General features: G+C 39.0%; 23 protein-coding genes, 2 rRNA genes and 2 other annotated features. All 25 genes read left to right on the top strand.

All coding sequences use genetic code 11. From position 1 onward, the window contains the following. A 23S ribosomal RNA gene (locus M3600_RS23405) occupies positions 1-127 on the top strand; the annotation flags it as partial. A 71-nt stretch (positions 128-198) separates the two neighbouring features. Continuing rightward, positions 199-315 (top strand): 5S ribosomal RNA (gene rrf / locus M3600_RS23410). A gap of 310 nt (positions 316-625) precedes the next feature. After that, positions 626-1,087: a CtsR family transcriptional regulator gene (locus M3600_RS23415; RefSeq protein ID WP_192486452.1), complete on the top strand. Its 462-nt coding sequence runs from the start codon at positions 626-628 to the stop codon at positions 1,085-1,087. A gap of 24 nt (positions 1,088-1,111) precedes the next feature. Then, positions 1,112-1,660, top strand: a complete 549-nt coding sequence (gene mcsA / locus M3600_RS23420; RefSeq protein WP_233318650.1) for a protein-arginine kinase activator protein McsA — start codon at positions 1,112-1,114, stop codon at positions 1,658-1,660. A 3-nt stretch (positions 1,661-1,663) separates the two neighbouring features. Continuing rightward, complete coding sequence (mcsB, locus tag M3600_RS23425) at positions 1,664-2,731, top strand: protein-arginine kinase McsB (RefSeq protein WP_192486450.1); 1,068 nt, start codon at positions 1,664-1,666, stop codon at positions 2,729-2,731. A gap of 24 nt (positions 2,732-2,755) precedes the next feature. Further along, complete coding sequence (clpC, locus tag M3600_RS23430; protein WP_251647790.1) at positions 2,756-5,206, top strand: ATP-dependent protease ATP-binding subunit ClpC; 2,451 nt, start codon at positions 2,756-2,758, stop codon at positions 5,204-5,206. Positions 5,207-5,302: 96 nt separating this feature from the next. Then, a complete protein-coding gene (radA, locus tag M3600_RS23435) occupies positions 5,303-6,682 on the top strand; it encodes a DNA repair protein RadA (RefSeq protein ID WP_192486448.1) in 1,380 nt (459 codons plus the stop codon). Between the two features lie 227 nt (positions 6,683-6,909). Further along, positions 6,910-7,989, top strand: coding sequence for a PIN/TRAM domain-containing protein (locus tag M3600_RS23440; protein ID WP_192486447.1), 1,080 nt, complete (start codon positions 6,910-6,912; stop codon positions 7,987-7,989). Positions 7,990-8,007: 18 nt separating this feature from the next. Further along, the gene (ispD, locus tag M3600_RS23445) at positions 8,008-8,697 is read left to right on the top strand and encodes a 2-C-methyl-D-erythritol 4-phosphate cytidylyltransferase (RefSeq protein ID WP_192486446.1); all 690 of its coding nucleotides are present in this window, start codon (positions 8,008-8,010) and stop codon (positions 8,695-8,697) included. Positions 8,698-8,717: 20 nt separating this feature from the next. After that, positions 8,718-9,197, top strand: coding sequence for a 2-C-methyl-D-erythritol 2,4-cyclodiphosphate synthase (gene ispF, locus M3600_RS23450; protein WP_251647792.1), 480 nt, complete (start codon positions 8,718-8,720; stop codon positions 9,195-9,197). 79 nt (positions 9,198-9,276) lie between these two features. Continuing rightward, positions 9,277-10,734 carry a glutamate--tRNA ligase gene (gene gltX / locus M3600_RS23455; RefSeq protein WP_192486444.1) on the top strand — a complete coding sequence of 486 codons (1,458 nt, stop codon included), beginning with the start codon at positions 9,277-9,279 and terminating at the stop codon, positions 10,732-10,734. A 44-nt stretch (positions 10,735-10,778) separates the two neighbouring features. Further along, positions 10,779-11,031, top strand: a binding site (T-box leader). Between the two features lie 97 nt (positions 11,032-11,128). Then, the gene (cysE, locus tag M3600_RS23460; RefSeq protein WP_192486443.1) at positions 11,129-11,779 is read left to right on the top strand and encodes a serine O-acetyltransferase; all 651 of its coding nucleotides are present in this window, start codon (positions 11,129-11,131) and stop codon (positions 11,777-11,779) included. Continuing rightward, a complete protein-coding gene (gene cysS, locus M3600_RS23465) occupies positions 11,779-13,176 on the top strand; it encodes a cysteine--tRNA ligase (RefSeq protein WP_251647794.1) in 1,398 nt (465 codons plus the stop codon). The genes cysE and cysS overlap by 1 nt, the downstream gene beginning before the upstream one ends. 3 nt (positions 13,177-13,179) lie before the next feature. Further along, positions 13,180-13,587, top strand: coding sequence for a Mini-ribonuclease 3 (locus M3600_RS23470; protein ID WP_192486441.1), 408 nt, complete (start codon positions 13,180-13,182; stop codon positions 13,585-13,587). Between the two features lie 12 nt (positions 13,588-13,599). Next, a complete protein-coding gene (gene rlmB / locus M3600_RS23475; protein WP_192486440.1) occupies positions 13,600-14,343 on the top strand; it encodes a 23S rRNA (guanosine(2251)-2'-O)-methyltransferase RlmB in 744 nt (247 codons plus the stop codon). Positions 14,344-14,345: 2 nt separating this feature from the next. Then, positions 14,346-14,855 carry an NYN domain-containing protein gene (locus M3600_RS23480; protein WP_192486455.1) on the top strand — a complete coding sequence of 170 codons (510 nt, stop codon included), beginning with the start codon at positions 14,346-14,348 and terminating at the stop codon, positions 14,853-14,855. 70 nt (positions 14,856-14,925) lie between these two features. Next, the gene (gene sigH, locus M3600_RS23485; protein ID WP_192486439.1) at positions 14,926-15,585 is read left to right on the top strand and encodes an RNA polymerase sporulation sigma factor SigH; all 660 of its coding nucleotides are present in this window, start codon (positions 14,926-14,928) and stop codon (positions 15,583-15,585) included. Positions 15,586-15,690: 105 nt separating this feature from the next. After that, a complete protein-coding gene (rpmG, locus tag M3600_RS23490; protein WP_192486438.1) occupies positions 15,691-15,834 on the top strand; it encodes a 50S ribosomal protein L33 in 144 nt (47 codons plus the stop codon). Positions 15,835-15,883: 49 nt separating this feature from the next. Beyond that, on the top strand, positions 15,884-16,066 hold the full coding sequence (secE, locus tag M3600_RS23495) for a preprotein translocase subunit SecE (RefSeq protein ID WP_192486437.1): 183 nt from the start codon (positions 15,884-15,886) through the stop codon (positions 16,064-16,066). Positions 16,067-16,253: 187 nt separating this feature from the next. Beyond that, positions 16,254-16,787 carry a transcription termination/antitermination protein NusG gene (gene nusG / locus M3600_RS23500; protein WP_192486436.1) on the top strand — a complete coding sequence of 178 codons (534 nt, stop codon included), beginning with the start codon at positions 16,254-16,256 and terminating at the stop codon, positions 16,785-16,787. A gap of 173 nt (positions 16,788-16,960) precedes the next feature. Then, on the top strand, positions 16,961-17,386 hold the full coding sequence (gene rplK, locus M3600_RS23505) for a 50S ribosomal protein L11 (protein WP_141434103.1): 426 nt from the start codon (positions 16,961-16,963) through the stop codon (positions 17,384-17,386). Between the two features lie 115 nt (positions 17,387-17,501). Next, the gene (rplA, locus tag M3600_RS23510; protein WP_192486454.1) at positions 17,502-18,191 is read left to right on the top strand and encodes a 50S ribosomal protein L1; all 690 of its coding nucleotides are present in this window, start codon (positions 17,502-17,504) and stop codon (positions 18,189-18,191) included. A gap of 58 nt (positions 18,192-18,249) precedes the next feature. Beyond that, positions 18,250-18,393 (top strand) — a sequence feature (ribosomal protein L10 leader region). 29 nt (positions 18,394-18,422) lie between these two features. After that, positions 18,423-18,923: a 50S ribosomal protein L10 gene (rplJ, locus tag M3600_RS23515; RefSeq protein WP_192486435.1), complete on the top strand. Its 501-nt coding sequence runs from the start codon at positions 18,423-18,425 to the stop codon at positions 18,921-18,923. A 61-nt stretch (positions 18,924-18,984) separates the two neighbouring features. Beyond that, positions 18,985-19,347 carry a 50S ribosomal protein L7/L12 gene (rplL, locus tag M3600_RS23520; protein WP_192486434.1) on the top strand — a complete coding sequence of 121 codons (363 nt, stop codon included), beginning with the start codon at positions 18,985-18,987 and terminating at the stop codon, positions 19,345-19,347. Between the two features lie 128 nt (positions 19,348-19,475). Next, positions 19,476-20,081, top strand: a complete 606-nt coding sequence (locus tag M3600_RS23525) for a class I SAM-dependent methyltransferase (protein WP_233318662.1) — start codon at positions 19,476-19,478, stop codon at positions 20,079-20,081. Positions 20,082-20,182: the final 101 nt, after the last annotated feature.

Consider the following 20,182-nt stretch of genomic DNA (forward strand, 5'->3'; position numbering starts at 1 on the left):
TCAAGATGAGATTTCCCATAGCGTAAGCTAGTAAGATCCCTGAAAGATGATCAGGTTGATAGGTTTGAGGTGGAAGCGTGGTGACACGTGGAGCTGACAAATACTAATAGATCGAGGACTTAACTAATAAATGATTACTCATTCTTTCTTCTTACAACATAATCTAGTTTTGAGGGAATAACTCTCAAAATTAAATAGTCTGGTGGCGATAGCGAGAAGGTCACACCCGTTCCCATACCGAACACGGAAGTTAAGCTTCTCAGCGCCGATGGTAGTTGGGGGCTCTCCCCCTGTGAGAGTAGGACGTCGCCAGGCACCTGAAAAGTCTTAAAGGCATTTTGCTTTTAAGACTTTTTTTATTTATAACTCCCAAAAATCATGCTTCTTAAAATCCACTTACCATTACCTCAAAAAATGCTCATGCTATTACTTGAAAATCTACACAAATCCGACTATAGTTAAATATAATTTATCAATCCCCCCTCTAATACCTATAAAAATTTTTTCTCTAGGTTTGAAATTAAGCGATAATGGGAAAATTAATAAAACATCAATCTTGCTAAACGACTTTTTTATCATGTATAATTATAGTCAAATATAGTCAAAGTCAGAAGGGGGAGGCTTGGTGAGAAATATTTCGGATATAATTGAGCATTATTTAAAAGAAGTATTAGAGATGAGCGGAAAATCACTTGTTGAAATAAAACGAAGCGAAGTTGCCGACAAATTCGATTGTGTACCATCACAAATAAATTACGTCATCAATACCCGATTCACAATTGAAAAAGGGTATTTAGTTGAAAGCAAACGTGGCGGAGGCGGCTTCATTCGAATAATGAAGGTTCAATCACATGATTACGCTCATCTGATCGACCAATTACTTTCCCTTATTCAAAGTCGAATACCTCAAAGCAGTGCAGAAGACGTCATTTACCGTCTTGTTGAAGAAGAGGTCATAAATGAAAGAGAAGCGAAAATAATGCTAAGTGTTATTGATCGCTCTGTACTGTATCTTGACCTTCCATATAGAGATGAACTAAGAGCAAGACTGTTAAAAGCGATGTTAACTACCCTAAAATATAAATAATAATGTTAGTTGTGAGGTGAAAGCATGAATTGTTCAGAATGTAATCAAAGGCCTGCAACACTTCATTACTCCAAAATCATTAATGGGAATAAAACGGAATTTCATCTATGTGAACATTGTGCCAGAGAAAAGGGAGATTTGTTTACGGCAAATGAAACTCCGGGATTTTCATTCAATAGCCTGTTAGCCGGTTTACTAAACATGGAACCGAGCATTCAACATATTAAACATGACCCGTATCAAAAGGAAGCAGAGCTTCAATGTAAGGAATGCTCAATGACTTTCCCTCAATTCACGAAAATTGGGAGGTTTGGCTGTCCTAATTGCTATGAAACTTTCAAAGACAGACTTCAGCCAATTTTAAAGAGATTGCATGGAGGAAATGTCGAACATAAAGGAAAGGTTCCAGAAAGAGTAGGCGGACATATCTTAATCAAAAAGGAAATTGGCAAACTTAGAGAAACACTTAAAGATCTTATCATACAAGAGGAGTTTGAAAAGGCTGCTGAGGTAAGAGACGAGATTAGAAAAAAGGAAAAACAATTGGTTACTTTTAATGAGGGGAGCGAGTAAGAGTTGTCTTTTGAAAAATTCATTAATAAAGCAAAAACATCTTGGATGTGCTCAGATGGACCAGACTCTGACATCGTTCTGACCTCTCGAATAAGATTAGCTAGAAACATAAATTCCATCAAGTTTCCGATACTTTTCTCTAATGAAGAAGCAGAAACAGTGATTCAAAAAGTCGGTGAAAAGGTATCAGCACAGTCAAACGAAAGTTTTGACAACTTAGAACTACTTAAAATGGAAGATCTTCAGCAACTTGAAAAAAGGGTTCTTGTTGAAAAACATTTAATCAGTCCTCTTCTTGCCAATGATGCTGCATATGGAGCATGCGTTCTTTCTGAGGATGAGGAAGTAAGCATCATGCTCAATGAAGAAGACCACATTAGAATCCAATGTATAAAGCCTGGTTTGCAGGTTATGGAAGCGTTAGAGAAAGCAAATAAAATAGACAATTGGCTGGAAGAGTCCATTGATTATGCTTATCACCTTGAGCTTGGGTATATAACAAGCTGTCCGACAAATATAGGCACTGGCTTAAGAGCATCTGTTATGATGCATCTCCCTGGGATGGTTCTAACCCAACAAATGAATAGAATTATTCCTGCCATCAATCAATTAGGTTTAGTTGTTAGAGGAATTTACGGTGAGGGCAGCGAAGCTTTAGGTAATATATTTCAAATATCCAACCAGATAACATTAGGGAAATCAGAAAGCGATATAGTAGAAGAATTAAAAAGCGTCGTGCATCAGCTTATTGAACAAGAAAGAGCTGCAAGAGAGGCATTAGTAAGAACTTCAAACATACAATTAGAAGATAGGGTTTTCCGATCATATGGAATCCTCTGTAACAGCAGAATAATAGAAACAAAAGAAGCAGCTAAATGCTTATCGGACCTTCAATTAGGTATCGATATGGGCTTTATTAAAAATGTATCAAAAGGGATACTAAATGAACTGCTTATCTTGACTCAGCCTGGTTTTCTGCAACTTTATTCAGGCGGGCAAATGAATCCAAATGATCGCGACATACGCCGCGCATCCTTAATAAGAGAAAGATTATTGTTGGAAACAGAGTAATTATATAATTGGGAGGATGACATTATGATGTTTGGACGTTTTACAGAAAGAGCACAAAAGGTACTGGCACTTTCACAAGAGGAAGCAATCCGCTTAGGACATAACAATATTGGTACAGAACATATTCTTCTTGGTTTAGTCCGAGAAGGAGAAGGCATTGCTGCAAAGGCACTGCAAGCACTTGGCTTAAGTCCTGAAAAAATCCAGGAGGAGGTAGAAAACCTAATTGGCAGAGGTCAGGAAGGTTCTCAAACAATCCACTACACTCCTAGAGCAAAAAAAGTAATTGAACTTTCTATGGATGAAGCAAGAAAGCTTGGTCATTCTTATGTAGGTACAGAGCATATTCTTCTTGGTCTTATCCGAGAAGGAGAAGGTGTAGCAGCACGAGTCCTCAATAATGTTGGTGTTAGTTTAAATAAAGCAAGACAGCAAGTATTACAACTACTTGGAAGCAGTGAATCGGGAAGCCATCAAGGCAGCTCTGCTGCAAGCGCAAATACTCCAACTCTAGACAGTCTTGCACGAGATTTAACTGCTATTGCAAGAGAAGGTAGTCTAGATCCAGTTATTGGTAGAAGTAAGGAAATTCAACGTGTAATTGAAGTATTGAGCAGAAGAACTAAAAACAATCCTGTTCTTATCGGTGAGCCTGGTGTCGGTAAAACTGCAATAGCAGAAGGATTGGCACAGCAAATTGTTCAAAATGAAGTACCTGAAATTTTAAGAGATAAAAGGGTTATGACTTTAGATATGGGTACAGTTGTAGCAGGAACAAAATACCGCGGTGAATTTGAGGACCGTTTGAAAAAGGTTATGGATGAGATTCGCCAAGCAGGTAACATCATTCTCTTTATTGATGAGTTGCATACACTGATTGGGGCAGGCGGTGCTGAAGGTGCAATTGATGCATCTAATATTCTAAAGCCTTCCCTTGCTCGAGGAGAGCTGCAATGTATTGGTGCGACTACATTAGATGAGTACCGCAAATATATTGAGAAAGATGCTGCTCTAGAAAGACGTTTCCAACCAATCACAGTTGATGAGCCTACTATTGATGAATCTATCCAGATTTTAAAAGGTCTGCGTGACAGATATGAGGCGCATCACCGTGTATCAATCATTGATGAAGCAATTGAAGCAGCAGTGAAATTGTCAGATCGTTATATTTCTGATCGCTTCTTGCCAGATAAAGCAATTGATTTAATAGATGAAGCAGGATCGAAGGTAAGATTAAGATCTTACACAACTCCTCCTAACTTAAAGGAACTAGAAGTTAAATTAGAGGAAGTGCGCAAAGAAAAGGATGCATCAGTCCAAAGCCAAGAGTTTGAAAAGGCTGCTTCCTTGCGTGACACAGAGCAAAGACTTCGTGAACAGCTGGAAGAAACGAAGAAGAATTGGAAAGAAAAACAGGGTCAAGAAAATACAGAAGTAACAGTGGAAGATATCGCAACTGTTGTATCAAGCTGGACTGGAATCCCTGTATCAAGATTGGCACAAACTGAAACAGATAAGCTTCTTAATATGGAAAACATTCTTCATAACAGGGTAATTGGCCAAGAGGAAGCAGTAAAAGCTATCTCCAAAGCTGTAAGAAGAGCAAGAGCCGGTTTGAAAGATCCAAAACGCCCTATTGGTTCCTTCATTTTCTTAGGACCAACAGGTGTAGGTAAAACAGAGCTTGCGCGTGCCCTTGCTGAATCAATGTTTGGCGAAGAAGATGCAATGATTCGCATTGATATGTCCGAGTACATGGAGAAGCATTCTACGTCAAGACTTGTTGGTTCACCTCCAGGGTATGTAGGTTATGAGGAAGGCGGACAGCTTACTGAGAAAGTAAGAAGAAAACCTTATTCAGTTGTACTTTTAGATGAAATAGAAAAAGCTCACCCGGATGTTTTCAATATTCTGCTGCAGGTGTTAGAAGACGGGCGCTTAACTGACTCTAAAGGAAGAACAGTTGATTTTAGAAATACAGTACTAATCATGACATCGAATGTTGGTGCGTCTGCTTTAAAAACGAATAAATATGTAGGCTTTAATATTCAGGATGGTGAACAGGACTACAAAGATATGAAAGGACGTGTGATGGAAGAGCTGAAAAGAGCATTCCGTCCAGAGTTCTTAAACCGTATCGATGAGATTATTGTGTTCCATTCCTTAGAGAAGAAGCATCTTCAAGAGATTGTATCTCTAATGGCAGATCAGTTAGTAAGCAGATTGAAAGAACAAGAAATATATTTGACTATCACTGATGCTGCTAAGGAGAAGATCGCACAAGAAGGTTATGATCCTGAATATGGAGCTAGACCACTACGCAGGGCCATTCAGAAGCATATCGAAGACCGTCTGTCAGAGGAGCTTTTAAAAGGCACGGTCTTAAACGGACAGCATATTGATCTAGATGTGGAAGATGGGGAATTCACTGTAAGGGTGAAAGATACACAGCAATTGACAAACCTGCAAAAATAACGCTTAATATCATAAATGGCACACGTTTTACTATTGCGTGTGCCATTTATACTTTGTATGAATAGAAGAGATAGTTAAAGGTAAGGAGATACAAGCATGGCGAAAAGAAAGACAAAGTTCTTATGTCAGGAATGCGGCTATGAGTCTGCAAAATGGATGGGTAAATGTCCAGGCTGTGGAAATTGGAATACAATGGTGGAAGAAGTAGAAAAGGCTCCAGCACAGAGGAAAGGGGCATTTGCTCATTCTCAAGGTGTGACAATAGCTGCCAAGCCTATTCCTGTAACAAGCATTGAGACAGTTAATGAGCCTCGAATTAAAACAGATCTAGAAGAGCTTAACCGCGTGCTCGGAGGTGGGGTGGTACCTGGTTCTCTTGTGCTTATCGGAGGAGATCCGGGGATTGGGAAATCGACACTGCTCTTGCAGGTATCTGCACAATTAGCCCTGAAAAAACAGTCTGTTTTATATGTTTCAGGAGAGGAATCACAAAAACAAACAAAGCTGAGAGCGGACAGGCTTGGAGTTATGTCTGATGATCTCCTTGTATATTCAGAGACAAACTTAGAGGAAATCAGCAGAACGATAGAAAACTCAAAGGTAGATTTTGTGGTAATAGACTCTATCCAAACAATTTTTCATCCAGAAGTCACTTCTGCCCCGGGGAGTGTCTCCCAAGTGCGAGAGTGTACAGCTGAACTGATGAGGATAGGAAAGACAAAGGGAATTGCCATTTTTATAGTTGGTCATGTGACAAAGGAAGGGTCTATTGCAGGCCCAAGACTGCTTGAGCACATGGTGGATACCGTTTTATATTTTGAGGGAGAACGACATCATACCTACAGGATATTGCGGGCTGTTAAAAACCGTTTCGGCTCCACGAATGAAATGGGAATCTTTGAAATGAAGGAATTTGGACTGGAAGAAGTCGAAAATCCATCAGAAATATTTCTGGAGGAACGTTCACAAGGTGCTGCTGGATCAACAGTTGTGGCATCCATGGAAGGAACAAGACCTGTGCTTGTCGAGATACAAGCCCTTATTTCTCCAACAAGCTTTGGAAATCCAAGACGGATGGCAACAGGGATAGATCATAATCGTGTGCCATTATTGATGGCAGTACTTGAAAAAAGAGTTGGAATGCTGTTGCAAAACCAAGATGCTTATTTAAAGGTTGCGGGAGGAGTTAAGCTTGATGAACCGGCGATTGATCTTGCTATAGCTGTTAGTATTGCATCCAGCTTCAGAGATAAGACCACAAGGGCGACAGACTGCATTATTGGAGAAGTAGGTCTGACTGGGGAAGTGCGAAGAGTATCCAGAATCGAACAACGAGTACAAGAAGCGGCTAAATTAGGATTTGAGCGCGTTATATTGCCTGCTAATAACCTATCAGGTCTTAGTGCTCCCAAGGGGATTGAACTGATTGGTGTCAGTTCTGTTGGAGAGGCGTTAAAAGCTGCCTTAGGAGAGTAACCGGACAAGTTCTATAGAAAAAACAATTGAAGTTGCATTATTGGTATGATAAAATGTAATGTTTAAATAATTTGACATTTAATTACCAAGAATGCTACTCTAAAAATAGCCAAAAAAGAACAAAAAGTTTGCTATTTAACTTTTTCATTACAAATAAAAAAATTCTCTGTAATATTAGGTTTCAAATTCGGGAATTTGTTTATAATGTGAAAGAGGAGGTGTAAGTATTGTTAAGACGGATTGTACAGGCATGTTTTTTAATTATTGGAGGGACTTTGGGAATCGTTTTTATTCCTGATTTATTAAATATGGTTAACTTAAATCATAATTTAATAAATAACCCTTATGTATCGGCAATACTTGGTGCCATTATTTTTTATTTTATTACTTTTTGGGCGATAGATTATATTGTTAATTTTATCAAGCTGGTGGAAGAAACCCTTGTTAAGGCTCCAATCACTGATATTATTACAGGAAGTGTCGGTTTAGCATTTGGACTGATATTAGCCTTCTTGATAGGCTATGCACTAACCGCCATAAAAGTACCGTTAATCAATACGGTCGCGCCTATTCTTTTAACTTTACTTTTTGGCTATTTAGGTTTTCAGGTAGGGTTCAAAAAGAGAGACGAGCTATCCACTCTTTTTGCAGCTAGAAAGAAGAAAGCAAATGAAGAGGAAGTATCAAAACCAGAAAAGAGCAATTTGAAAATTCTAGATACGAGTGTCATTATTGATGGAAGAATCGCTGACATTTGCCAGACAGGTTTCCTTGAGGGAACGATTGTAATTCCGCAGTTTGTACTTGGTGAATTACAGCATATCGCAGATTCATCTGATGCTTTGAAAAGAAACAGAGGAAGAAGAGGTCTTGATATCCTCAATCGCATTCAGAAAGAGCTTGCAATCAAAGTGGAGATTTATGAAGGCGACTTTGAAGAAATTACAGAAGTGGACAGCAAGCTTGTAAAGCTCGCTAAAATCACAAATGGTGTTGTAGTTACTAATGATTTTAACCTAAATAAGGTTTGTGAATTGCAAAAGGTATCCGTTCTAAATATTAATGACTTGGCGAATGCTGTAAAACCAGTTGTTTTGCCAGGGGAAGAAATGAAGATACTTATTATTAAAGATGGTAAAGAGCATAACCAAGGTGTTGCCTATTTGGATGACGGCACGATGATCGTTGTTGAAGAAGGACGCAACTTTATAGGAAAACATATTGATGTGCTTGTCACTAGTGTTTTGCAGACATCGGCAGGAAGAATGATTTTTGCAAAACCAAAGTTATTAGAAAAAGCATTGTAATGGATGGGAGTTTGTTTTATGGCTTATGAAGTCATTATACCGGCCGCGGGTCAGGGGAAAAGAATGGGAGCAGGGAAGAATAAACTGTTCCTTAAAATAGACGGTCTGCCAGTATTTATCCATACTCTCAAGGTGTTTGAAAAGGATGAAAACTGTAGCAAGATTTGGTTGGTTACCAGCCCCCAGGATAAACAAGAAATGCATGGACTGATAAAAAGGAATAAAATAACGAAAATTGCTGCAATCGTAAACGGTGGAGATGAAAGGCAGTATAGTGTCTACAATGCTGTAAAGGAAATTTCAGATGATGCTATCGTCCTTGTTCATGATGCCGCTAGACCATTCATCGACCTTCATCAGATGAAGGAGTTGACGGAAGCTGCAGCAGCGAGTGGAGCATCTGTCTTAGCGGTCCCAATTAAAGATACCGTCAAAAAGGTAAAAGACGGGGTAGTTGAAGAGACAGTAGAACGTTCTAGCTTGTGGGCTATCCAGACCCCACAAGCTTTTCGTATTTCCTTGTTAAAAGAAGCCCATGAAAGAGCAATTGAAGAGGGGTTTCTAGGCACAGATGATGCTAGTCTTGTAGAGAGATTGGGGCAAGACGTTAGAATTGTCATGGGCAACTATGACAATATAAAATTAACTACACCAGAAGATCTATATTTTGCAGAGGCAATCATACAAAAAATAAAGTATAAATCTTAACAGCAAAAGGAGTACAAGACATGTTGCGAATAGGACAAGGTTTTGATGTGCATCAACTAGTAGAGGGGAGACCGCTTATAATCGGCGGTATTGAGATTCCTTATGAAAAAGGACTGCTTGGACACTCTGACGCAGATGTGCTTTTACATACTATAGCAGATGCTTGCTTGGGTGCTATAGGAGAAGGAGACATTGGCAGGCATTTTCCTGATACAGATCAGGCTTTCAAGGACTTTGATTCAGCAGTTCTGTTAAAAGAAGTTTGGAGTATGGTGAAGTCAAAAGGCTATGAGTTGGTGAATGCTGATTGTACAATTATGGCACAGCAGCCAAAAATGGCGCCGCATATTAAGGAAATGCAATCTAGAATTGCTGAGCTGTTGGAAACACCGCTTGAAAACGTAAATGTAAAGGCGACAACAACAGAGAAATTAGGATTTACAGGAAGAGGAGAAGGAATTGCCTCTTTGGCAGTTGTTCTTTTACAGAGAAAAATGTAGTAACACTCTTTTAATGGAAAATACTAAGTGATAGAATAAACAAGAAATATTTATGAAACAAATTCGAGGAGGCAGAACCATGAGTAACGAAATACGTGTTCGTTATGCCCCAAGTCCAACGGGACATTTACACATAGGGAATGCGCGTACTGCATTATTCAATTATTTATATGCACGCAATTTGGGTGGGAAGTTTATTATCCGAATTGAGGATACAGATAAAAAACGTAATATCGAAGGTGGAGAGCAAAGCCAATTAAAATACTTAAAGTGGCTTGGCATAGATTGGGACGAAAGCGTAGATGTCGGTGGAGATTTTGGTCCTTACCGTCAATCAGAGCGAAATGACATCTATAAAAAATATTATACTGAATTGCTTGATCGCGGATTAGCGTATAAGTGCTACTGTACGGAAGAAGAAATTGAAGCAGAGCGGGAAGAGCAAGTAAAGAATAATGAAACACCGAAATACTCCGGCAAATGCCGTCATTTGACTAAGGAAGAACAGGCGAAACTAGAAGCGGAAGGCAGACAGCCTAGCATCCGAATTAAGGTTCCAGAGAATGTTGTGTATGAATTTGAGGACATGGTCAAAGGATCTGTTTCTTTTGAATCAGAAACAATTGGGGATTATGTTATCGTTAAAAAAGACGGCACCCCTACATATAACTTTGCGGTTGCTATAGATGATCATCTAATGGAAATTTCCCACGTTCTTAGGGGAGATGACCATATTACAAACACACCTAAGCAGCTGATGATTTATGATGCGCTTAATTGGGAGAGACCAGTGTTTGGCCATATGACTTTAATCGTCAATGAAAGCAGAAAGAAACTGAGCAAACGAGATGAATCTATTATTCAATTTATCGAGCAATATGAAGAGCTTGGCTATCTGCCAGAAGCACTTTTCAACTTTATTACCCTGCTAGGTTGGTCTCCAGAAGGAGAGGAAGAGCTCTTTACGAAGGATGAATTCATCAAAATCTTTGACGCAGCAAGACTTTCGAAGTCACCTGCTCTCTTTGACCAGAATAAACTGGCATGGATGAACAACCAGTACATTAAAAAGGCTGACCTAAGCAAGGTCATTGAGCTGGCGTTACCTCATCTTATTAAAGCAGGACTTGTTGAGGAGAACCGTTCAAGTGAAGAGGACATGTGGGTTCATAATCTAATCGGCTTGTACCAGGAGCAAATGAGCTGTGGTGCTGATATTGTCGGTCTATCTACATTGTTCTTCAGTGAAGATATAGAGTATGATGAAGAAGCAAAAGAGGTATTATCTGGTGAACAAGTGAAGGAAGTGCTGTCTTCCTTTAAGGAAGAGCTGGATGCTTTGAGTGAATGGACTGCAGATAATATTAAAGCTGCCATTAAAAAAGTCCAGAAGGCTACAGGCCAAAAAGGCAAAAATTTATTTATGCCGATTCGTGTAGCTGCAACTGGTCAAACACATGGACCAGATCTTCCTAAAGCAATTGAATTGCTTGGATCTTCTAAAATTGAAAAAAGATTATTATCTCTAATTGGTTAACATTCTGATAAAAATGTAATATAGTAAAGGAAAACCAAATAAATAATAAATCGTAGAAGAGGAAAAGTAAAAAAAGGATGCTTTTTAGAGAGAACCATCAGCGGCTGAAAGTGGTTCAAGCCTCTCCTTTTTTGAAGTGCCCCTCTGAGTCCTATATTGAAAAACGAAAAGCAGTTTCTAGGTCTTTTGTTTAGTAAATAGAGGCGGTTCCTAACCGTTAACAAGGTTTGAGTGGAGATTATTGCCTAGGGAATAATCTAAACAGAGTGGAACCGCGCATATAAAAGCGTCTCTGTCTTTATGGACAGAGACGCTTTTTTTTGTAGGTATAAAGCAAAGTTGGGGGAATATAAACGGCTTTCATGTAAATAGAGAAGGAATTGGGAGGGTTAAAATGTTTAAGCGCATTAAAGAAGACATATCAGTAGTATTTGAACAAGATCCTGCAGCAAGAAGCACAATTGAAGTAGTCCTTACTTACTCTGGATTGCATGCGATTTGGCTTCATCGCCTTGCGCATCGTTTTTACAAACATAGATGGTTTTTTCTTGCCCGCACGATATCTCAATTCAGCCGTTTAGTAACTGGTGTAGAAATACACCCAGGAGCGACGATTGGAAAAAGACTCTTTATAGATCATGGCATGGGAGTTGTTATAGGGGAAACTTGCGAAATTGGTGATAATGTGACGATATTTCAAGGGGTAACCTTAGGAGGAACCGGGAAAGAAAAAGGAAAGAGACATCCAACGGTCAAGGATAATGCGTTAATTGCAACTGGAGCAAAAGTATTAGGTTCGATAATTATTGGTGAGAATGCAAAAATTGGAGCCGGTTCTGTTGTTTTGAAAGATGTTCCGCCAAATTCCACAGTCGTAGGTATTCCTGGGACGGTAGTGGTGCAGGATGGTATTAGAATAAAAAAAGACTTAAACCACTCCGATTTACCTGACCCATTTGCGGAGAGAATGAAGGAATTAGAGAATGAGCTGCTTCATTTAAAAACCGAATTGAAAGAGCTGAAAAAGGAAGGGAGATATAGGTAATGCCTATTCAAATTTATAATACATTATCAAGGGAAAAAGAAGATTTTGTACCTTTAGAAGAGGGTAAGGTTAAAATGTATGTTTGCGGTCCAACCGTATACAACTATATTCATATTGGAAATGCAAGACCAGCAATAGTATTTGATACAGTAAGACGCTATCTAGAATTTAGAGGCTATGATGTAAACTTTGTTTCTAATTTCACTGATGTAGACGATAAATTGATTAGGGCTGCCAATGAGCTTGGAGAAGAGGTTCCTGCTATTGCAGACCGCTTTATTGAAGCTTATTTTGAAGACGTTACAGCACTTGGTTGCAAAAAAGCAGATACCCATCCTCGTGTAACAGAAAGTATGGATATCATTATTGAATTCATCGCAGCGCTAATTGATAAAGGCTATGCTTATGAGTCAGAGGGAGATGTCTATTATCATACTAGAAAATTTGAAGGATACGGTAAATTATCGCATCAATCAATTGATGAGCTTAGATCTGGAGCAAGAATAGCTGTTGGTGAAAAAAAGCAAGATTCTCTTGATTTCGCTCTATGGAAAAATGCAAAAGAGGGAGAAATCTCTTGGGAAAGCCCATGGGGACAAGGAAGACCAGGATGGCATATAGAGTGCTCAGCAATGGTTAAAAAGTATTTAGGGGACACAATTGACATTCATGCAGGAGGACAGGATCTAGCCTTCCCTCATCATGAGAATGAGATTGCCCAATCAGAGGCATTATCAGGAAAGACGTTTGCAAACTATTGGATGCACAATGGCTATATTAATATTGATAATGAGAAAATGTCTAAGTCGTTAGGTAACTTTATTACAGTTCACGATATTCTGCAGATCCACGATCCACAAGTATTAAGATTCTTTATGCTGTCGGTTCATTACCGCAACCCAATCAATTACAGTGAAGAAGTACTAGAGAATACAAGAGCTGGATTGGAGCGTATTAGAACTTCTTACGATAACTTGCTGCACCGCAAGGTTACAAGCACTGACCTAACGGATACGAATGAAGAATGGCTGAATAAAATCACTAATTTGCATAATCAATTCATTGAAAGTATGGATGATGATTTTAACACAGCTAACGGTATTTCCGTGTTATTTGAACTTTCCCAGCAAGCTAATTATTACTTATTGGAAAAGACGACGTCAGCGGCTGTCATCAATGCGTTTATAAAAGAATTTGAAGAGCTTTTCGGAGTGCTTGGGCTTTCGCTTGCGCAGGAAGATTTGCTTGACGAGGAAATAGAAGCACTTATCGAGAAACGAAATCAGGCACGCAAAGAACGTAATTTCCAATTGGCTGACCAAATTAGAGACCAATTGAAAGCGTTGAACATCATATTAGAAGATACGCCACAGGGCATTCGCTGGAAAAGAGGGTAATGAATGCTCCTTTACGATAAGAATATTGATGAAAAACAACTGAATAGCTTGGCTCTTGCGTATATGGGTGATGCTGTACTGGAGATATACGTCAGAAGGCATCTTCTATATAGCGGCAAGGTGAGGCCTAACCAGCTCCATAGGGAAGCTACTAAGTATGTTTCAGCAAAGGGGCAAGCAAAGGTCGTCCATGCGCTGATAGCGGAGGATTTTTTCACACCTGAAGAATTTGCGGTCATGAAAAGAGGCAGAAACGCAAAATCTGGGAGTATACCAAAAAATACGGATGTTCAAACATACCGGTATAGCACTGGTTTTGAAGCTGTGCTTGGGTATTTATATTTGTCTAAGGATGAGGAGCGGCTTGAAAAAATTATTCAAGCTGCCTTATCCATCATTGAAAAGCAGTAGGAGGAACCAATAGTGGATAATGATTATATTGTTGGAAAGAACGCAGTAATTGAAGCGTTAAAATCAGAAAGGGATGTCAATAAGATTCTTATTGCAGAAGGCTCCCAAAAAGGGCAAATGCAGACCGTGATCGGTTTAGCGAAAAATTCGAATGTACTTGTTCAATTTGTGCCAAAGAAAAAGCTTGATACACTTGTAGATGCAAACCACCAGGGGGTTGTGGCTCAGGTTGCCGCTTACCAATATGCTGAAATGGATGATTTGTTCGCACTTGCTGAAAAGCGAAATGAAGCACCATTTTTTATGCTGTTGGATGAGATTGAAGATCCGCATAATCTAGGCTCTATTATGCGTACAGCCGATGCTGTAGGAGCACATGGAATTATTATTCCAAGAAGAAGAGCAGTAGGGCTGACTGCAACTGTTGCTAAAGCATCGACGGGAGCGATTGAACATATCCCGGTTGTTAGGGTGACAAATATGGCCAGAGCGATTGATGAGCTCAAGGAAAGAGGAGTATGGATCGCAGGAACTGATGCGAAAGGCAAAGAAGATTACCGCAGGTTTGATGGAACAATGCCGCTTGGCCTTGTAATTGGAAGTGAAGGGAAAGGGATGGGAAGGCTCATCCGTGACAAGTGCGACTTTCTTATCCAGCTGCCTATGGCAGGTGCAGTGACATCATTAAATGCATCCGTAGCTGCAGCACTTTTAATGTATGAGGTATACCGTAAACGCCATCCAATTGAGGGATAATGATGGATATACTTATAGTTGACGGCTATAACATTATAGGAGCATGGCCAGAGCTCAATAAGTTGAAGAATAATGATTTGGCGGCTGCTAGAGATGCCTTGCTCGAGAAAATGGCAGAATATCAGGGGTATTCAGGGTATCGTGTCATCATAGTTTTTGATGCCTACTATGTCAGGGGTACGGAAAAAAAGTACAGAAACTCTAAGGTTGAAGTGATTTTCACAAAGGAAAATGAAACGGCTGATGAAAGAATCGAAAAGCTAGCAAAAGAGCTAAGCAATAGAAGAACACAAGTTCATGTTGCTACATCGGATTTTACTGAACAGTGGGCTATATTTGGACAAGGAGCTCTAAGGATTTCAGCGAGAGAGCTCCTGATAGAAATGGCTGATATTGAAAAAAATATCGAAAAAAAAGTAAAGCGAATTAAAGAAAGAAAGCCTGTAATTAAGATACCGCTTTCTAAAGAAATGGAAGAATTATTTGAAAAATGGCGCCGCGGCGAGAAATGAGTTGTTGACGCTTAAAAAAACCCTACTGTATAATGGTTTTATCCATGATTGTGCGGTCGGGGGGATCTGAATGAGTGCTGACAACAGGAGTAAGAGTAATGAAAGTGTTGAGAAGTATTTAGAACTTGATGATGAAACACTGGTCGAATTAGTTCATAAGGGAGAAAGTGATGCTTTAGACTTTCTCATTCAAAAATATCGTAATTTTGTAAGAGCTAAAGCTAGATCTTATTTCCTAATCGGTGCTGATAAAGAAGATATTGTTCAAGAAGGCATGATTGGTTTGTATAAAGCCATCCGAGATTTTAAAGGGGACAAGCTGTCGTCATTTAAGGCTTTTGCTGAATTATGCATTACGAGGCAAATTATCACTGCAATAAAGACGGCAACAAGACAGAAGCATATTCCTTTAAATTCCTACGTCTCTCTTGATAAGCCAATTTACGATGAAGAGTCAGATCGAACATTAATGGATGTTATTTCTGGAGCGAAGATATTAGATCCAGAGGAATTAATAATCAATCAAGAAGAGTTTGACCATATCGAAGTGAAAATGTCCGAGCTTCTGAGTGATTTGGAAAGGAAAGTGTTAGCTCTGTATTTAGATGGACAATCCTATCAGGAGATTTCAGAAGAGCTTAACAGGCATGTAAAGTCGATAGATAACGCTCTCCAAAGGGTTAAAAGAAAGCTTGAGCGCTACCTGGAGATCCGGGAGTTTTCACTGTGATAGTAACAAAACCGCAGAAAAGGCATTTAACTGACTAATATTGACATACATTCATGTCCATGTTACAGTTTGGGGAGATATAAAGGACGTAGTAGGTGTTATTTAATGAGAAATAAGCTTGTATTGGCTTGTGGAAAATGCGGCTCCAGAAACTATTCGACAATGAGCAGCAAAACCACAGATCGCCTTGAAGTGAAGAAATATTGTCAAACATGCAATGCACATACAGTTCATAAAGAGACAAAATAGCAAATGCTGCTAAGACAGGCTACCCGCTTTTAAATATGGAGGTAACGAAATGCAACGCACTGTTAACTTTTTCCGCGAAGTAGGCAGAGAATTAAGAAAGGTTAGTTGGCCGAAAAGAAAGGAACTGACTAACTACACAATCACCGTCCTTGCGACAGTAGTGTTCTTTGCTTTGTTCTTTGCACTAGTTGATATGGGAATTTCCGAACTAATTCGTTTAATACTTGAATAACTGTTGTCCACTCATGGTATAATGGTAACACAATAGGAAACACACAAAGCCCGGAAACGGGTTTTTTCATTGCTTGAAAATAACTATTAAGCTTTTTTATGGGATTGCTCTTTTTAAATGAATGCATTACATAAGGCATGAAGAGTAAAATAGCGTTAAGGAGGGACGGACATAACAGTCCTCAAATATGGAAAAAAATTGGTATGTAGTACATACTTACTCTGGCTATGAGAACAAAGTCAAAGCCAACCTAGAAAAACGTGTTGAAACAATGGGAATGCAGGATAAAATTTTCCGTGTAATCGTTCCAGAAGAAGAAGAAACTGATATAAGAAACGGCAAGAAGAAAGTTGTAAAAAGAAAGGTATTCCCGGGCTATGTGCTTGTAGAAATCGTGATGACAGATGATTCATGGTATGTTGTCCGCAACACTCCTGGTGTAACAGGATTCGTTGGATCTGCAGGTTCTGGTTCAAAGCCGACTCCGCTTATGCCTGACGAAGTACAAGTTATTCTTAAGAGAATGGGCGTTGACGAACAACGTATTGATATCGAGTTTGAATTGGGTGAAACAGTTAAAGTAAATGAAGGTCCATTTGCAAACTTCACAGGATCTGTCGAAGAGATAGATAATGATAAAGCAAAAGTAAAAGTTTTAGTGAATATGTTCGGCAGGGATACACCTGTAGAGCTTGATTTTACACAAATTGAAAAATTTTAACCTGAAAAACTTGAAATGAACGAGAAAAAGTGTTAATATTTCAAAGGTCAGTATGTCTCAAAAGATGAGATGGAATATTGTCGCATTCTTTATGATAATATAAAGATTATATGTGTTGAGTGGGAGGGGAAAACCCCTATTACCACATCACGGACTTTAAGGAGGTGTGTCTCGTGGCTAAAAAAGTAATTAAAGTTGTTAAATTGCAAATTCCAGCAGCTAAAGCAAATCCGGCGCCACCAGTTGGACCAGCACTAGGTCAAGCAGGTGTTAACATCATGGGATTCTGTAAGGAGTTTAACGCTCGTACAGCTGAACAAGCTGGTTTAATTATTCCTGTTGAGATTACGGTTTTTGAAGACCGTTCATTTACATTTATTACAAAAACTCCACCTGCTGCAGTTTTATTGAAAAAAGCGGCTGGTATTGAGTCTGGTTCTGGTGAACCTAACCGTAATAAAGTAGCAACTGTTAAGCGTGATAAAGTACGCGAGATTGCTGAAACAAAAATGCCTGATCTAAATGCAGCTAGCGTTGAAGCAGCTATGCGTATGGTTGAAGGTACTGCCCGCAGCATGGGTATTGTTATTGAAGACTAAACCATATCCAATATGGTTCTGTTGATTAAGGTTGCGACATCTTTTGTTAGCGTCGCAACCTTTATTCGTGGGAGGTAATTCCGCTAAAACCACAATTCAAGGAGGAAATATAGTTATGGCTAAAAAAGGTAAGAAGTATTTAGAAGCTATCAAGCAAGTTGATCGTACTAAAGCTTACCCAGTTGCAGAAGCAATTGAACTAGTTAAAAAAACAAGCACTACAAAATTTGATGCATCAGTTGAAGTTGCTTTCCGTCTAGGAGTAGATCCTAAGAAAGCTGACCAACAAATCCGTGGAGCTGTTGTGCTTCCACACGGTACTGGTAAAACTCAACGCGTGTTAGTTTTTGCTAAAGGCGATAAGCTTAAAGAAGCAGAAGCTGCAGGTGCAGATTTTGTTGGAGATGCTGAATATATCACTAAAATCCAACAAGGTTGGTTCGATTTCGACGTTATCGTTGCTACTCCAGACATGATGGGTGAAGTTGGTAAACTTGGTCGCGTATTGGGACCTAAAGGTTTAATGCCAAACCCTAAAACTGGAACAGTTACTTTTGATGTTACAAAAGCAGTTAACGAAATTAAAGCTGGTAAAGTAGAATACCGTGTGGACAAAGCTGGAAACATCCACGTTCCAATCGGTAAAGTATCTTTCGAAGATGCTAAACTAGTTGATAACTTCACAACTATCTTTGAAACAATGCAAAAAGTAAAACCTGCAGCAGCAAAAGGAACTTACATGAAGAACGTTTCTGTTACTTCAACAATGGGTCCTGGCGTAAAAGTAGATCCTTCTACTGTTTGATAAAAATTGGCATTTGACAAAACAAGATAGATAGCCTATACTACATCTTGTTGTTAAAATAAATATAACATTTATACCAAAGACAGCAGGTGCTTAACGCTTAATTCCCTGCCGAGGTAATACGATAGACTTAACAGTTGTGTAAACGACTATTGTATATTCCTCCATGTCTTTTCGGATGTGGAGGATTTTATTTGTCGGTATGAATGTAATTCTACAGGAGGTGTAAAGATGAGCAGCATTATCGAACAAAAGCAGCAAATTGTATCTGATATCGCAGAGAAATTGAAAGCTAGTAAATCAACAATCGTTGTTGACTACCGTGGTCTTTCTGTTTCTCAAGTAACTGAACTTCGTAAACAGCTTCGTGAAGCTGGCGTTGAATTCAAAGTTTACAAAAACTCAATGACACGCCGCGCTGCTGAAGCTGCTGGACTAAGCGGTCTTAATGATGCTTTGACTGGTCCTAACGCTATTGCATTCAGTAATGAAGATGTAGTTTCACCAGCAAAAATTCTTAACGACTTCGCTAAGAAAAACGAAGCGCTTGAAATTAAAGCGGGTGTAATTGAAGGAAATATCGCTTCTGTTGAAGATGTTAAAGCTCTTGCTGAGCTACCATCTCGCGAAGGACTTCTTTCTATGCTACTCAGCGTGCTTCAAGCACCAATCCGCAACTTCGCTCTTGTTACAAAAGCAGTTGCAGAACAAAAAGAAGAACAAGGAGCGTAATCTATTACGCTACTATCATGTATCCTAATAAAACACATACAAAACAAGGAGGAAAAATATAATGTCTAAAGAACAAATCTTAGAAGCAGTTAAAAACATGACTGTTTTAGAACTAAACGACCTAGTTAAAGCTATTGAAGAAGAATTCGGTGTAACTGCAGCAGCTCCTGTTGCTGTTGTTGGTGCTGCTGGTGGAGACGCTGCAGCTGAAAAAACTGAGTTTGATGTAGTTCTTGCATCTGCTGGAGATCAAAAAATCAAAGTTATCAAAGTTGTTCGTGAAATCACAGGCCTTGGTCTTAAAGAAGCGAAAGAACTTGTTGACAACACTCCTAAAGCTGTTAAAGAAGGAGCTACTAAAGAAGAAGCTGAAGAAATCAAAGCTAAACTTGAAGAAGTTGGAGCTAACGTTGAAGTTAAGTAATGTTAGTTTGGAAAAGCCCGCTGCATAGGCGGGCTTTTTTGACCTTGAAATAAACAAATGTTAAAATACATTTTGTTAATATCCTCGGAAGCATTTCTTCTATTAAATCTCCATGGAGGTGGTCAAGTATGACTGAACATTATTACTCTCGTTCCCAGAATGTTAGCAGTGATCCAAATTATTGGGACTTTACCCTAAAAGAAAACAAATTTCGTTTTAAGACAGACAATGGGGTGTTCTCCAAGAAAGAAGTAGACTTCGGTTCACGGGTATTAATCGAGGCTTTTACATACCCAGAAGTTGATGGCGACATACTTGATGTAGGTTGCGGGTATGGTCCAATCGGACTCTCTATTGCAAAAGAAGCAATGGATAGAAAAGTGCATATGGTTGATGTCAATGAAAGAGCATTGGCACTAGCGAAAGAAAATGCTGCTCTCAATCAAATTGGCAATGTTGTTATTTATGAGAGTGACAGACTACTGCAGGTAAAAGGGAACAAATTTGCAAGTATCTTAACAAATCCGCCAATCCGCGCAGGAAAAAAGGTTGTCCATGATATATTTGAACAAAGCTATGAGCATCTCATCAATAATGGAGAGCTGTGGGTTGTTATTCAAAAAAAACAGGGAGCTCCATCTGCTTTGGAAAAACTGGAACAGTTATTCCAAGAAGTAGATGTTGTTGATAAGCAAAAAGGTTATTTTATTATAAAAGCAAAAAGGATTGACTAGTCCGAATCGTTGTGATAGCATTGTATAATGCCAATATATTATTTTTCTTTTATCCATTTTTTTATTCAATTAATGTATAAAATTGGTGGATTTCGGAAAAG

This window comes from Niallia sp. MER 6 (genome assembly GCF_023714395.1).
Taxonomy (GTDB): Bacteria; Bacillota; Bacilli; order Bacillales; family Cytobacillaceae; genus Niallia.

Excerpts from the sequence above, each read along its gene's own strand:
- mcsA (WP_233318650.1), top strand. The coding sequence starts at position 1,112 with ATGAATTGTTCAGAATGTAATCAAAGGCCTGCAACACTTCATTACTCC.
- clpC (WP_251647790.1), top strand. The coding sequence starts at position 2,756 with ATGATGTTTGGACGTTTTACAGAAAGAGCACAAAAGGTACTGGCACTT.
- radA (WP_192486448.1), top strand. The coding sequence starts at position 5,303 with ATGGCGAAAAGAAAGACAAAGTTCTTATGTCAGGAATGCGGCTATGAG.
- ispD (WP_192486446.1), top strand. The coding sequence starts at position 8,008 with ATGGCTTATGAAGTCATTATACCGGCCGCGGGTCAGGGGAAAAGAATG.
- ispF (WP_251647792.1), top strand. The coding sequence starts at position 8,718 with ATGTTGCGAATAGGACAAGGTTTTGATGTGCATCAACTAGTAGAGGGG.
- gltX (WP_192486444.1), top strand. The coding sequence starts at position 9,277 with ATGAGTAACGAAATACGTGTTCGTTATGCCCCAAGTCCAACGGGACAT.
- cysE (WP_192486443.1), top strand. The coding sequence starts at position 11,129 with ATGTTTAAGCGCATTAAAGAAGACATATCAGTAGTATTTGAACAAGAT.
- cysS (WP_251647794.1), top strand. The coding sequence starts at position 11,779 with ATGCCTATTCAAATTTATAATACATTATCAAGGGAAAAAGAAGATTTT.
- M3600_RS23470 (WP_192486441.1), top strand. The coding sequence starts at position 13,180 with ATGCTCCTTTACGATAAGAATATTGATGAAAAACAACTGAATAGCTTG.
- M3600_RS23480 (WP_192486455.1), top strand. The coding sequence starts at position 14,346 with ATGGATATACTTATAGTTGACGGCTATAACATTATAGGAGCATGGCCA.
- sigH (WP_192486439.1), top strand. The coding sequence starts at position 14,926 with ATGAGTGCTGACAACAGGAGTAAGAGTAATGAAAGTGTTGAGAAGTAT.
- rpmG (WP_192486438.1), top strand. The coding sequence starts at position 15,691 with ATGAGAAATAAGCTTGTATTGGCTTGTGGAAAATGCGGCTCCAGAAAC.
- secE (WP_192486437.1), top strand. The coding sequence starts at position 15,884 with ATGCAACGCACTGTTAACTTTTTCCGCGAAGTAGGCAGAGAATTAAGA.
- nusG (WP_192486436.1), top strand. The coding sequence starts at position 16,254 with ATGGAAAAAAATTGGTATGTAGTACATACTTACTCTGGCTATGAGAAC.
- rplA (WP_192486454.1), top strand. The coding sequence starts at position 17,502 with ATGGCTAAAAAAGGTAAGAAGTATTTAGAAGCTATCAAGCAAGTTGAT.
- rplJ (WP_192486435.1), top strand. The coding sequence starts at position 18,423 with ATGAGCAGCATTATCGAACAAAAGCAGCAAATTGTATCTGATATCGCA.
- rplL (WP_192486434.1), top strand. The coding sequence starts at position 18,985 with ATGTCTAAAGAACAAATCTTAGAAGCAGTTAAAAACATGACTGTTTTA.
- M3600_RS23525 (WP_233318662.1), top strand. The coding sequence starts at position 19,476 with ATGACTGAACATTATTACTCTCGTTCCCAGAATGTTAGCAGTGATCCA.